Below are 13,369 nucleotides of genomic sequence, written 5' to 3'. Positions count from 1 at the left end.
ATGTGTGCCGGGGCCGCGGCCTGGATGTCGGACGAGGGGCGGGGCGCAGGGGTGCGGCGGGCGCGGTCGTTGCTGCCGGGCGGCGCCGACGTGGGGCCGCCGCGCTGGAAGCGGGCCGTCGGCCGGGTGCGGACGCTGGGGGCCGAGTGGTGGGCGCCCGTGGCCGGGTTGGTGATCGCGGTGCTCGGGGCGTCGGTGCTGCCGGTCGTCGTGGGAGCGGCCGGGGTGCCCTTGCTGAGGCGGGTGCGGAAGGCGGCGGAGGAGCGCCGGGTCCGGGAGCGGCGGGGCGATGCCGTGGTCGCGCTCTGCGCGTCGCTCGCGGGTGAGGTGCGGGCCGGGCGGCAGCCGGGCGATGCGCTGACGCGGGCCGCTCGGGACTCCGCGGGGCTGGGCGAGGCCCATGCCGTGGTGCTGGCGGCGGCTCGCTTCGGTGGGGACGTGCCCGGTGCGCTGGCGGACGCGGCGCGGCAGCCCGGCGCCGAGGGGCTGTCGGGGCTCGCCGCGTGCTGGCGCGTGGCGGTCGACCGGGGCGCCGGCCTCGCCGCCGGGCTGGACCGGCTGGAGGGCGCTCTGCGCGCCGAACGGGACCAGCGGGCTGACCTGCGCGCCCAGTTGGCGGGCGCACGGTCGACGGCCGTGATGCTTGCCGGGCTTCCGGTACTGGGGCTCCTGCTGGGCACCGCGCTCGGCGCCGACCCCCTGCACGTGGTGCTCCACAGCACGGCGGGGATGGGCTGCCTGCTCGTCGGTGCCGTACTGGAGGGCGCGGGTCTGTGGTGGGCGCTGCGGATCGTCCGGGGAGCTGAGGCAGCGTGAACGGGGAGGTTGTCCACAGGCTGGGGGTCGCCGTCTTGGTGATCGTGGGACTGTGGTGGCTGGTCCGGTCGTTCGACACCGCGCGGCGCCGGCGAAGGCTGCGCGCCCGGCTGACCACGGTGCTCGCTCTGGCGGCCGAGCGGCCCCGCCGGCACTTCCTGCCGCTGGGGGTCGTACGGCGATGGCTGCCGGTCGCCGGCGCGGTCTGCGCCGGATGGGTGCTCGTCGGCGGACTCGTGGGGCTGTTGCTGGGGCTGGCCGCCGGAGTCGGGGCCTGGCAGTGGCTGAGGAGGGCCCGGCGCGCCGGTGGCGACCCGAGCGAGGCGTACGACGCCGCTGCGGCCGCACGACAACTGCCTCTCGCCGCAGACCTGCTGGCCGCCTGCATCACGGCCGGGGCCAGCCCGGTGGTGGCAGCCCGAGCCGTGGGGGAGGCCCTCGGCGGACCGGTGGGCGAACGGCTGGCCAGAGGGGCGGCGGAGGCACGGCTCGGAGGAGAACCGGCCGCGGCGTGGCGTTCGTTGGCGGCGCTTCCCGGCGCCGGAGCCCTGGCGCGGCTGCTGGAGCGCGCCGACGAGTCCGGGGTGCCGGCGGCCTCCCCGGTCGCCCGCCTGGCCGCCGACGCCCGCAGCGAATGGGGTCGCGCGGCGACGGAACGGGCCCGCCGGGCCGCCGTGATGGTCACCGCACCGGTGGGGCTGTGCTTCCTGCCCGCCTTCATCGCGGTGGGCGTCCTGCCGGTGGTCATCGGGTTGGCGGACGGGTTGTTGGGAGGAAGTGGGCCATGACGGAGCGGACGTCGGCGGGCGGTGCGAGGGGGCCGCCCGGAGGGACCGGGAGCGGACGACGACGAACAGCGGTGATCAGCGACAGACCAGTGGTCAACGGAACAGAGCCTCACGGGGGTTGAGATGGGCAAGGCAGTACAGGCGGTGCGGGCAGTGGAAGCAGTGCGGGAAGCGGTGCGCGAACGGGTGGTACGGGCCGTGCTGTGCCGGGCGCGGGCGGCACGGAGGGACGCGGGGATGGTGACCTCCGAGTACGCGGTGGGGATCATCGCGGCCGTGGCCTTCGCCGCGGTGCTGTACAAGGTGGTGACCAGTGGGCAGGTCCAGGCGGAGCTGCAGCAGATCGTCGGGCGGGCCCTCAATGGCGGGGCGTGAGCCGCGACGGCGTCGCGGGGCGTTGGGTGGCGACGGCGGCTTCGTGACGGCGGAGGCGGCCATGGCCCTGCCCGTGATGCTGCTGCTCGCGACGGCGCTCGTGTGGGCCCTGCTCGCCGCTTGCGCCCAGATCCAGGTCGTGGACGCCGCCCGGGCCGGTGCCCGGGCGGCGGCCCGGCAGGACCCGCCAGGAGCGGTCATGGCGGCGGCGCGGAGGACGGCGCCGGACGGGGCGGTGGTGAGTGTGGGCCGGAAGGGCGACTTCGTACGTGTCGTGGTCTCGGCCCGCGCGCCGGGGCCGGAGGGACTGGGGCTCGACCTCAGCCATGCGGCCGTGGCACTGGCCGAGGAGACGGTGGGGGAGGTGGACGGGTGACCGCGTTCTCGTGGGCGGGCCGGTGGCTCAGGAGCGCCCGTACTGACCCGGGGCGTGGGGCCGGTTCGGACAGAGGGTCCGCGACCGTCTGGGCGGTCGGTGCGATCGCGGTGCTGTGCGCGGTGTTCGGTGCCGTACTCGCCTTCGGACAGGCCGTGGTGATCCGGCATCAGGCGGAGGCGGCGGCCGATCTCGCCGCCCTCGCGGCCGCCGACCACTGGATGAAGGGTGCCGAGAGGGCCTGCGCGACGGCGGAACGGGTGGTTCAGGCCCAGGGCGGCCGACTTGTGCGGTGCGCGGTCGAGGGCGAGATCTCGGACGTCACGGCCGCCTCGGGAACGGTCCCGTTCACCGCCGAGTCCAGGGCACGCGCGGGACCGCCGGGCCCGGCAGCCGACCGGGAAGCGCCTAGGGCGCCCCTTGAGGGGCGCGGGGAACTGCGCGATCAGCCACACACGACCGGTGATCGCCGGATCTGGGAGGCCCCCGAGCTCTGAGGCGCCCCGAGCCCCCGGATGCTGAGTCACCCGAGCCCTACGGCGCCCCGAACCCTCGGGTTCTGCGTCACCCCCGAGCTCTGCGGCGCTCCGGCCCCCGGTCCCGAGGCACTCCCGAGTCCTACGGCACCCGGTCCTCCGGCGGAGCCCCCGGCGCGGTGCGCAGCAGTTCGGTCAGGAGACGCACGGCGCCCCGCTTGTGCAGCGGTTCGTTGCCGTTGCCGCACTTGGGGGACTGGATGCAGGACGGGCAGCCGGCGTCGCACTCGCAGGAGGCGATGGCCTGACGGGTGGCGGTGAGCCAGGCACGGGCCGTGTGGAAGGCGCGCTCGGCGAAGCCCGCGCCGCCCGGGTGGCCGTCGTAGACGAAGACCGTCGGGAGCAGGGTGTCCGGGTGGAGCGGGACCGAGACGCCGCCGATGTCCCAGCGGTCGCAGGTCGCGAAGAGGGGCAGCATGCCGATCGAGGCGTGCTCGGCGGCGTGCAGGGCGCCGCCGAGGATCTCGGGGTTGATCCGGGCCGCGTCGAGCTGGTCCTCGGTGACGGTCCACCAGACGGCGCGGGTGCGCAGCGTACGAGGCGGGAGGTCGAGTTTGGACTCGCCGAGCACCTCGCCGGTGATGAGACGGCGACGGAGGAAGGAGACGACCTGGTTGGTGACTTCGACGGATCCATAGCACAAGCGGCCGTCGCCCCAGGGGACTTCGGTGTCGGTCTCCAGGACGGAGATGGCGGTGGTGTCGCGGGCGACCGTCGAATAGGGCGGGTCGGCCTGTTGGACGAGGGCGACGGAGTCCTCCAGGTCCAGATCGCGCACCAGGTACGTACGGCCCTGGTGCAGGTGGACCGCGCCCTCGTGGACGGTGGTGTGGGCGGCGCCCGCGTCGACCGTGCCGAGGAGCCGGCCGGTGCCGGTCTCGACGACCTGGACGGGGCGGCCGCCCTGGCCCCGGATGTCGGTCAGGTCGGCGGCGCGTTCGCGGCGGGTCCAGTGCCAGGCCTTGGCCCGGCGGCGGAGCAGCTTCGCGGCCTCCAACTGCGGCAGCAGGTCCTCGCAGGCGGGGCCGAACAGGGCGAGGTCCTCGTCCATGAGGGGCAGTTCCGCGGCGGCGGCGCAGAGGTGGGGGGCGAGGACGTACGGGTTGTCGGGGTCGAGGACGGTCGATTCCACCGGCTGGTCGAACAGGGCCTCGGGGTGGTGGACCAGGAAGGTGTCCAGCGGGTCGTCGCGGGCGATCAGGACGGCGAGGGCGCCCTGGCCGGAGCGTCCGGCGCGGCCTGCCTGCTGCCACAGGGAGGCGCGGGTGCCCGGGTAACCGGCGATGAGGACGGCGTCGAGGCCGGAGATGTCGACGCCGAGTTCGAGGGCGGTGGTGGCGGCGAGGCCGAGGAGTTCGCCGGAGTGGAGGGCGCGTTCGAGGGCGCGGCGTTCCTCGGGGAGGTAGCCGCCGCGGTAGGCGGCGACGCGCCGGGAGAGGGAGCGGTCCACCTCGGCCAGGCGTTCCTGGGCGATCACGGAGATCAGCTCCGCGCCGCGCCGGGAGCGGACGAAGGCGACCGAGCGGACGCCCTGGACGGTGAGGTCGGTGAGCAGGTCGGCGGTCTCGGCGGTGGCCGTGCGGCGTACGGGCGCGCCCTTCTCGCCGTGCAGCTCGGTGAGTGGAGGCTCCCAGAGGGCGAACACCAGTTCACCGCGGGGTGAGGCGTCGTCCGCGACCTCGGTGACGGGGACGCCGGTGAGGCGGCGGGCGGCGACCGAGGGCTCGGCGGCGGTGGCGGAGGCGAGGAGGAAGACGGGTTCGGCGCCGTAGCGGGCGCACAGGCGGCGCAGGCGCCGGAGCACCTGGGCGACGTGGGAGCCGAAGACGCCGCGGTAGGTGTGGCACTCGTCGATGACGACGTACTTCAGGGCGCGCAGGAAGGAGGACCAGCGGGGGTGGGAGGGGAGGATGCCCCGGTGCAGCATGTCGGGGTTGGTGAGGACGTAGTTGGCGTACTGGCGGACCCACTCGCGTTCCTCGACGGGGGTGTCGCCGTCGTACACGGCCGGGCGCACCGCGTTTCCGAGGGGTTGTGAAAGTTCCTTCACGGCCCGGCGCTGGTCCGCCGCTAGGGCCTTGGTGGGGGCCAGGTAGAGGGTGGTCGCGCCACGGCCGTTGGGGGCCTCGGAGCCGTCCAGGAGGCGGGAGAGAACCGGGACGAGGTAGGCCAGCGACTTGCCGGAGGCGGTGCCGGTGGAGACGACGACCGATTCCCCGTCCAGTGCGTGCTCGGCGACGCGTGCCTGGTGGGCCCAGGGATGTTCGATTCCGGCGGCCTGGACGGCGGCGACCACTTCCGGTCGGATCCGGTCGGGCCAGACGGCATGGCGCCCCGCACGTGGGGGCACATGCTCCGTATGAGTGATGCGCGAAGCCCGGCTCGGCCCCGAGGCGAGCCGGTCCAGGACCGTGCCCGGCGAGGGGCTGGAGGCGGTGTCCGTCGGGGTTCGATCGGATCGGTGATTCTTGGCCATCGGCATCGAGTGTGTCACCGGCGTGACGGACAATGGAGCCAAGGCGTCGTGCACGCCTGCCGGTAAGTGATTGAATGCCATCGCGGCTGGCGAACCGTCCCGGGGGCTTTCAAGCCGAGGTGTCCCGAGGGGCGAACGCTCGATAGCAAGGTGCTGGAGGATCCGTGGACCTGTCCCTGTCGACCCGTACCGTCGGCGATCGTACGGTCGTCGAGGTCGGTGGCGAAATCGACGTTTATACCGCGCCCAAGCTGCGTGAGCAGCTGGTCGAGCTGGTCAACGACGGGAGTTTCCACCTCGTCGTCGACATGGAGGGCGTCGACTTCCTCGACTCCACCGGGCTCGGCGTACTGGTGGGCGGCCTGAAGCGAGTACGGGCCCATGAGGGCTCGCTGCGCCTGGTGTGCAACCAGGAGCGGATTTTGAAGATCTTCCGCATCACCGGTCTGACCAAGGTGTTCCCCATTCACACCTCGGTCGACGAAGCGGTGGCGGCCACTGACTGATCACGTCCGTCCGGGCCCCGTGCCCGGACGGCCACAGACAAGTGAGGAAGACCGGACCCGTGCGGCCCGGCCTTCCGACAGCACGCCCGTAGTTCCGAGGGGGATGCATGGCCACCGTTGAACTCCGTTTCAGCGCGCTGCCCGAGCACGTCCGGACCGCCCGACTGGTGGCGGCAGCGGTGGCGCGCAGGGCCGGAGTGGACGAGGCCGTCCTCGACGAGGTCAGGTTGGCCGTCGGCGAGGCGTGCACCCGTGCCGTCGGACTGCATCAGAGCAGCGGTATCTCGGCGCCGGTGCGGGTGTCGCTGATCGAGGAGGAGAAGCAGTTCTCCATCGAGGTGGGCGACGAGGCGCCGCACGCCGTCCCCGGTGACCGTTCATCGGGCGCCGGGGACGTGGACGCCGAGGTCGAGGAGGACGACATGGGCCTCGCGGTCATCAGCGGTCTCGTCGACGACGTGGAGGTCACCGCCGACGAGAGCGGCGGGCTGATCCGCATGACCTGGCCGACGACACCGTCGGTCGCGGTCGTGCCCTGACCGTCCATCCTCATCACTTCACGTAGTACCGCACCACTTCACGTAGTACCGCGAGGGCCCTGCTGAGCAGGGCCCTTCGTGTTTTCCCGGCATTTATTCCGATCACCGTTCATCGGAACACCGGAATTCGTGAAGGAATTCACGATCATTCGCGTGATAATTGATCAAGCGTCAACGCCTTTGAGGCGTTACTTCTTTCGAGTAACGTAGTCGGGTCCCGATCATTTGCTGAAGAGCATGTGAAGGCCAATTCCGTTTCCCGTGCACTGTTTTGATCAGGTTCACCTCCCTACAATCCGTCCACATCTTGAGCTCAGCCCAAGCGTCAAGGAGGACGAATGGCGGGGCTTTCTACCCCTCAAAGGTTTGACCACACCGCGAACTTCGCAGCCGCGGTGCTCACCGACGACAACCGGATCATCGTCATGGTGATCGGCGTCGTGGCCCTGGCAGCACTCGTCGTAGCCGGGGTCCTGGTACGCCAGGTGCTCGCGGCGGGCGAGGGCACCGACAGCATGAAGAAGATCGCGACGGCGATCCAGGAAGGCGCGAACGCCTATCTGGCACGGCAGTTGCGCACGCTCGGCGTATTCGCCGTCGTCGTGTTCTTCCTGCTCATGCTGCTGCCCGCGGACGACTGGAATCAGCGCGCCGGACGATCGGTGTTCTTCTTGATCGGCGCGGCGTTCTCGGCGGCCACCGGCTATATCGGTATGTGGCTCGCCGTGCGCAGCAATGTGCGCGTCGCCGCGGCGGCCCGGGAAGCGACACCGGCGGAAGGCGAGCCGGAAAAGGATCTCACCGCCGTCTCGCACAAGGCGATGAAGATCGCATTTCGCACCGGCGGCGTCGTCGGCATGTTCACGGTGGGGCTCGGCCTTCTCGGCGCGTCCTGCGTGGTCCTCGTCTACGCGGCCGACGCGCCGAAGGTGCTGGAGGGCTTCGGCCTCGGGGCCGCACTCATCGCCATGTTCATGAGGGTCGGCGGCGGCATCTTCACCAAGGCCGCCGACGTCGGCGCCGACCTGGTCGGCAAGGTCGAGCAGGGCATTCCGGAGGACGACCCGCGCAATGCCGCGACCATCGCCGACAACGTGGGCGACAACGTCGGCGACTGCGCGGGCATGGCGGCCGACCTCTTCGAGTCGTACGCCGTGACGCTCGTCGCCGCGCTGATCCTCGGCAAGGCGGCGTTCGGCGACTCCGGTCTCGCGTTCCCGCTGATCGTGCCCGCGATCGGCGTGATCACGGCGATGATCGGCATCTTCGCCGTGGCGCCCCGCCGCACCGACCGCAGCGGCATGTCCGCCATCAACCGCGGGTTCTTCATCTCCGCGGTGATCTCGCTGGTGCTCGTCGCCATCGCCGTCTACGCGTACCTGCCCTCGTCGTACGCCGACCTCGACGGGGTCACGGACACGGCGATCGCGGGTCACGAGGGCGACCCGCGGGTCCTCGCGGTCGTCGCGGTGGCCATCGGCATCGTGCTGGCCGCGCTGATCCAGCAACTGACCGGCTACTTCACCGAGACCAGTCGGCGTCCCGTGAAGGACATCGGCAAGAGTTCGCTCACCGGCGCGGCCACCGTCGTCCTCGCCGGTATCTCCATCGGTCTCGAATCGGCCGTCTACACCGCCCTGTTGATCGGCCTCGGTGTCTACGGTGCGTTCCTGCTCGGCGGTACGTCGATCATGCTCGCGCTGTTCGCGGTGGCGCTGGCCGGTACCGGCCTGCTCACCACGGTCGGTGTCATCGTCGCCATGGACACCTTCGGACCGGTCTCCGACAACGCGCAGGGCATCGCCGAGATGTCCGGCGACGTCGAGGGCGCCGGCGCGCAGGTGCTCACCGACCTGGACGCCGTCGGCAACACGACCAAGGCCATCACCAAGGGCATCGCCATCGCCACGGCCGTTCTCGCGGCCGCCGCGCTCTTCGGCTCGTACCGCGACGCGATCCTCACGGCCGCGAACGACGTCGGGGAGAAGGTCTCCGGCGAGGGCGCGCCCATGAACCTGATGATGGACATCTCGCAGCCCAACAACCTGGTCGGGCTCGTCGCGGGCGCCGCGGTCGTCTTCCTCTTCTCGGGGCTGGCGATCAACGCGGTCGCGCGGTCGGCCGGTTCGGTGGTCTACGAGGTGCGGCGGCAGTTCCGCGAGCGGCCCGGGATCATGGACTACACCGAGCAGCCGGAGTACGGCCGGGTCGTCGACATCTGCACCAAGGACGCCCTGCGGGAGCTGGCCACGCCCGGTCTGCTCGCCGTCATGGCGCCCATCGCGATCGGGTTCACGCTAGGGGTCGGCGCTCTCGGCGCGTACCTCGCCGGCGCGATCGGGACCGGGACGCTGATGGCGGTGTTCCTCGCCAACTCCGGTGGCGCGTGGGACAACGCCAAGAAGCTCGTCGAGGACGGTCATCACGGCGGCAAGGGCAGCGAGGCCCATGCCGCGACCGTCATCGGCGACACGGTCGGCGACCCGTTCAAGGACACGGCGGGACCCGCCATCAACCCGCTGCTGAAGGTGATGAACCTCGTCGCGCTGCTCATCGCGCCCGCGGTCGTCCAGTTCAGCTACGGCGAGGACAAGAGCGTCGCGCTGCGGGTCGCCATCGCGGTGGCCTCGATCGCCGTGATCGTCGGCGCGGTGTACGTGTCCAAGCGGCGTGGGATCGCCGTGGGTGACGAAGGCAACTCCGAGCGGGTGGCCAAGTCGGCGGATCCAGCGGTGGTTTCGTAGCCGGCCTGGCGACCGGCTCTGCCAGGGGCCAGCTCAAGGGGCGGGCGGACGACGCGTGTTGACGCGTCGGCCGTCCGCCCCTTGGCCGTGCCGGTGGTGTTCGTGAGCCTTCTCTCTCTTGGTGCAAACGGTTACAAATGGGTGTACCGGAGGTGCTCGGCACACAGGTGGCTCCCATTCGGCGTGTATGTTCCGGGGCCGAGAGCCATGGAAGGGACCAATCCGGTGAACAAGAAGCTCGCGGCCGCACTGTCCGGCGGTGCGGTACTGGTACTGGCGCTGTCCGGCTGCGGCGGCGACGACGAGACGAACGACAAGCTGAACTCCTGGGCCAAGGAGGTCTGCGACTCGGTGCAGCCGCAGATCAAGAAGATCGCGGCGGCCAACGCCTCGATCCAGAAGGAGACCTCGGACGACAGCGCGCCGGCGGACGTGCAGAAGGCCGACTCCCAGGGCTTCCAGGACATCTCCGACGCGTACAAGGCGATGGCGACGGCCATTCAGCAGGCCGGGGCGCCGGACGTCGAGGACGGCGCGAAGAAGCAGAAGGCCGCGGTGGCCGAGCTGAACCAGCTGTCCACGGCCTACGGAGAGCTGAAGAAGAAGTCGGACGCGCTGAACACCAAGGACCAGGCGAAGTTCGCGGACGGGCTCGAAGGGGTCGCGACCGAGCTGGAGAAGCTCAGCAAGACCGGGAGCGACGCGTTGAAGGAGCTGGAGAAGGGGGAGGTCGGGCAGGCGATGGCCGAGCAGCAGAGCTGCAAGTCCGCGAACACCTCCGGTGCGGCTTCGGTGCCGGCTGTGCCCACGAAGAGCTGACCGGGGTTCTTGGCTGTCGGGGTGGCTGGGCCGGGACTCGATCGGGCGCCCGGCGCCCGGCGCGCGCGGTGGGTCGGGCTGGGCGGGGGGCGGTCCCGTGGCTCGGCGGTGACGAGGTGCCGCTGCGCCCACCCGTGCCGCCCCAGCGCATGACTGCCCGCAGATGTGACAGGGAGACAGCCACGGCTGCCCGCAGATGTGACAGGGAGACAGTCACGGCTGCCCACAGCTGGGACAGGGAGACAGCCACTCCGCCCTCCGCCGGGACCGCTGAGATGGCCGGTGACGCGGGAGTGCCTGCGGCCGGGTTGGGGTGTGGGGCCCGGCTACGCTGGGCGGCGTGAGTGACTCCAGGCTGTCTTCGTTGCCCTCTGTAGGTCGGTCCGATGTCGCCGCTCGGTTGCGGGAGGCGTTGCTCGGCGTCGAGTTCACCGCCGACGGGCTGCTCGAACTGCTCGGTGCCTCCGCGTACGCGGCTCTCGCGCGGAGCGAGGTCGTGCCGGCGCTCAGGGCCACGCGCGGGGACACGGCGCTGGAGGCGCTGGTGCGGCTGTTCCTGTTGCAGGAGCCGGTCGTACGCGCGCGCGTGGAGGGCGTGCTGCCTGTGGACGCGTGCGTCGAGAGCGGATGGCTCGTTCACGTCGGCGACGACGGGGACGAGGTCGCAGCCACCGTCGACGTGCGGCCGTACGGCGGCCCCGGCGGCGAGGACTGGTTCATCGTGTCCGACCTGGGATGCGCGGTCGGCGGGGCCGGGGGGATCGGAAGCCGGGACGAGGGTGTCGTGCTGGGGGTCGGCGGGGCGTCCACGACGCTGGCCGGCATCACCGTACGGACGCCCGTCGCCGCCGCCCTCGACCTCGGGACCGGCTCCGGCATCCAGGCGCTGCACGCCGCACAGCACGCCACGCGCGTGACGGCGACCGATCTCAACCCGCGCGCGCTGCACATCACGGCGCTCACGCTGGCGCTCTCCGGAGCGCCCGCCGCCGAGCTGCGGGAGGGCTCGCTCTTCGAGCCGGTCGGTGCGGACGAGACGTACGACCTCATCGTGTCGAACCCGCCGTTCGTGATCTCGCCCGGCGCCCGGCTCACCTACCGCGACGGCGGAATGGGCGGCGACGACCTGTGCCGCACGCTCGTCTCGCAGGCGGGGGAGCGGCTGAACGAGGGCGGGTACGCGCAGTTCCTCGCCAACTGGCAGCACGTCGAGGGGGAGGACTGGCAGGAGCGGCTCAGGTCGTGGGTGCCGCGCGGCTGCGACGCGTGGATCGTGCAGCGCGAGGTCCAGGACGTCGCGCAGTACGCCGAGTTGTGGCTGCGGGACGCGGGCGACCACCGCGGTGACGTGGCCGAGTACCAGGCGCGGTACGACGCGTGGCTCGACGAGTTCGAGGCGCGGAAGGTGAAGGGCGTCGGCTTCGGGTGGATCACGCTGCGGAGGACGGCCGCCGCGGAGTCCGAGACCTCGATCACCCTGGAGGAGTGGCCGCATCCGGTCGAACAACCGCTCGGTGAGACGGTGCGGCAGCACTTCGCGCGCGTCGACTACCTGCGGGCGAACGACGACGCGGCGCTCCTCGAGGCGCACTTCCGGCTCACGGCGGAGGTCGTCCAGGAGCAGGTCGGGCTGCCCGGCGCCGAGGACCCCGAGCATGTGGTGCTGCGTCAGAACCGCGGAATGCGCCGGGCCACGAAGGTGGACACGGTCGGCGCCGGATTCGCCGGTGTGTGCGACGGCACGCTCAGCGCCGGGCGAATTCTGGACGCCATCGCCCAGCTCGTCGGCGAGGACCCGGTGGCCCTGCGCGACCGGACGCCGGTCCAGATCCGCCTCCTCGTCGAACAGGGGTTCCTCGAACCGGCTCGGTGATCCGCCCGCAGCGGCGAAGGGCCCGTCCGGGCCCTGCATCCTTTGACGATTTCCGTACCGTCCGGTGACCGTACTGGTACCCCGCCCGGCGCCCGTTCCCGTGACGTGCGGGGCGTATTCGTACCCCTGGGACGCATGTGTCTCCTCTGTCTGGATTGGTCCGCAAAAGGGCTCCTGTCAGTGGTGCGTGCGAAGCTATTTTCAAGAGACGAATTCGACGTGTCCTCGGGGGAGGCACGCGCTGTCTCTGGGGGATCGGGGGATCGCGATGGCGGGGGATACGCCGGAGCAGGGCCAGGGAAGGATCATCAACGACCGGTACCGACTGCTGCGCACCCTGGGCGCGGGCGGCATGGGCCGGGTCTGGCTCGCTTACGACGGGGAACTGGCCTGCGAGGTCTCCATGAAGGAGATCTCGCTGCCCGATGTCCCGACGGACGCGACGGAGCCCGCCCAGCGCATCGCCCGCGCCCGCAGCGAGGCCCGGCACGCCGCGCGGCTGCGCGGCCATCCCCACGTGGCCACGGTCCACGACGTGGTGCTCCACGAGGGCCTGCCGTGGATCGTCATGGAGTACGTGCCGGACGCGATCGACCTCCAGGCGGTCGTACGGCAGCGGGGGCCGCTCTCGCCCGAGCAGGTCGCCCGGATCGGGCTCGCCGTCCTCGACGCGCTCACGGCGGGCCACCGGATCGGCATCCTCCACCGGGACGTGAAGCCGGCCAACATCCTGCTCGCGGCAAACGCCTCGGGCGACCCCTACGCGCGCGTGCTGCTCACCGACTACGGCATCGCGCTCCAGCCGGAGTCCCGCGAACCCAGGCTCACCGCCACCGCCGGCATCCTCGGCACGCCCGGGTATCTGGCCCCCGAGCGGGCACGGGGCGAGCCACCGACCCCGGCGGCCGACCTGTTCTCGCTCGGCGCCACGCTGTACGCGGCGGTCGAGGGCCGCGGCCCCTTCGACCGGCACGGCGAGTACGCGACGCTCACGGCCCTGCTCGGCGAGGAGCCGGCACCACCCGTCCGCGCCGGTGAACTCGCCCCCGTCCTGCACGGGTTGCTCATCAAGGACCCCGTGCGCCGACTCTCGCCGGAGGCCGCGGCGCGCGGTCTGGAGCGGGCGGCCGCCTCGGCCGGCGAGCCGAGCCCGTCGGGCTGGGGTGCCGCCCCCGCGCCGGCACCCGGCGCCTTCGGACCGGCCGCCGGTACTCCCGGTACTCCCGGCACACCCGGCGCGCCCGGGGCTCCCGCCACACCCGGCACGCCCGGTGCGCCTCCGGGGTACGTGGCGAGCGCGCCGCCCGGGTACGTGGCCGCCGGGCAGCACGGCCTCGGGGGCACGCCGAACACGCCGGGCCCGCCCCACACGCCGTACACCCCCGGGGCCCCGCACACACCCGGCGCGCCCTCGGCGCCTGTCTCTTATACACCTTTGACATTTCCGACGAATAGCCTTTTGTAATTCTCGTGTGTTGCCGTGTTATTAAAAAAAAAAAAAAAAATAAAAAAACAGAAACA

The 13,369-nt window shown here is 71.7% G+C and carries 11 protein-coding genes and 1 pseudogene; 11 read left to right on the top strand and 1 reads right to left on the bottom strand.

Annotated elements, in window-relative coordinates:
* The 5 genes from P1P70_RS28920 (at nt 1) to P1P70_RS28900 (ending at nt 2,852) form a co-directional block, all read left to right on the top strand.
* Nucleotides 1-816, top strand: a complete 816-nt coding sequence (locus tag P1P70_RS28920) for a type II secretion system F family protein (protein ID WP_319242837.1) — start codon at nt 1-3, stop codon at nt 814-816.
* Complete coding sequence (locus P1P70_RS28915; RefSeq protein ID WP_319242835.1) at nt 813-1,604, top strand: type II secretion system F family protein; 792 nt, start codon at nt 813-815, stop codon at nt 1,602-1,604. Before P1P70_RS28920 ends, P1P70_RS28915 begins: the two co-directional genes overlap by 4 nt.
* A 123-nt stretch (nt 1,605-1,727) precedes the next feature.
* Nucleotides 1,728-1,979: a DUF4244 domain-containing protein gene (locus tag P1P70_RS28910; protein ID WP_319242833.1), complete on the top strand. Its 252-nt coding sequence runs from the start codon at nt 1,728-1,730 to the stop codon at nt 1,977-1,979.
* Nucleotides 1,966-2,355 carry a TadE family type IV pilus minor pilin gene (locus tag P1P70_RS28905; RefSeq protein WP_319242831.1) on the top strand — a complete coding sequence of 130 codons (390 nt, stop codon included), beginning with the start codon at nt 1,966-1,968 and terminating at the stop codon, nt 2,353-2,355. Before P1P70_RS28910 ends, P1P70_RS28905 begins: the two co-directional genes overlap by 14 nt.
* Nucleotides 2,352-2,852: an Rv3654c family TadE-like protein gene (locus P1P70_RS28900; protein ID WP_319242828.1), complete on the top strand. Its 501-nt coding sequence runs from the start codon at nt 2,352-2,354 to the stop codon at nt 2,850-2,852. The genes P1P70_RS28905 and P1P70_RS28900 overlap by 4 nt, the downstream gene beginning before the upstream one ends.
* A gap of 121 nt (nt 2,853-2,973) precedes the next feature.
* Here the strand turns inward: P1P70_RS28900 and P1P70_RS28895 are convergent, their stop codons facing one another.
* On the bottom strand, nt 2,974-5,448 hold the full coding sequence (locus P1P70_RS28895) for a DEAD/DEAH box helicase (protein ID WP_319242826.1): 2,475 nt from the start codon (nt 5,446-5,448) through the stop codon (nt 2,974-2,976).
* An 83-nt stretch (nt 5,449-5,531) separates the two neighbouring features.
* Between P1P70_RS28895 and bldG the strand changes: the two genes are divergently transcribed.
* The 6 genes and pseudogenes from bldG to P1P70_RS28865 form a co-directional block, all read left to right on the top strand.
* The gene (gene bldG, locus P1P70_RS28890) at nt 5,532-5,873 is read left to right on the top strand and encodes an anti-sigma factor antagonist BldG (protein WP_005475923.1); all 342 of its coding nucleotides are present in this window, start codon (nt 5,532-5,534) and stop codon (nt 5,871-5,873) included.
* A gap of 107 nt (nt 5,874-5,980) precedes the next feature.
* Nucleotides 5,981-6,412 (top strand): ATP-binding protein, encoded by a 432-nt coding sequence (locus P1P70_RS28885; protein ID WP_319242824.1) that lies wholly within the window; start codon nt 5,981-5,983, stop codon nt 6,410-6,412.
* 338 nt (nt 6,413-6,750) lie between these two features.
* Entirely contained in the window at nt 6,751-9,156 is a 2,406-nt protein-coding gene (locus P1P70_RS28880; RefSeq protein WP_319242822.1) for a sodium-translocating pyrophosphatase, read from the top strand.
* 207 nt (nt 9,157-9,363) lie between these two features.
* Nucleotides 9,364-9,975, top strand: a complete 612-nt coding sequence (locus P1P70_RS28875; RefSeq protein ID WP_319242820.1) for a small secreted protein — start codon at nt 9,364-9,366, stop codon at nt 9,973-9,975.
* Nucleotides 9,976-10,315: 340 nt separating this feature from the next.
* Nucleotides 10,316-11,848 carry a class I SAM-dependent methyltransferase gene (locus P1P70_RS28870; RefSeq protein WP_319242818.1) on the top strand — a complete coding sequence of 511 codons (1,533 nt, stop codon included), beginning with the start codon at nt 10,316-10,318 and terminating at the stop codon, nt 11,846-11,848.
* A gap of 268 nt (nt 11,849-12,116) precedes the next feature.
* A pseudogene (locus P1P70_RS28865) lies at nt 12,117-13,289 on the top strand (serine/threonine-protein kinase); the annotation flags it as partial.
* Nucleotides 13,290-13,369: the final 80 nt, after the last annotated feature.

Source organism: Streptomyces sp. MB09-02B (assembly GCF_033794485.1).
In the GTDB taxonomy this organism is placed as follows: Bacteria; Actinomycetota; Actinomycetes; order Streptomycetales; family Streptomycetaceae; genus Streptomyces.
Note: the sequence above shows the minus strand (reverse complement) of the source record. Positions and strands in the feature narration are given on the sequence as shown.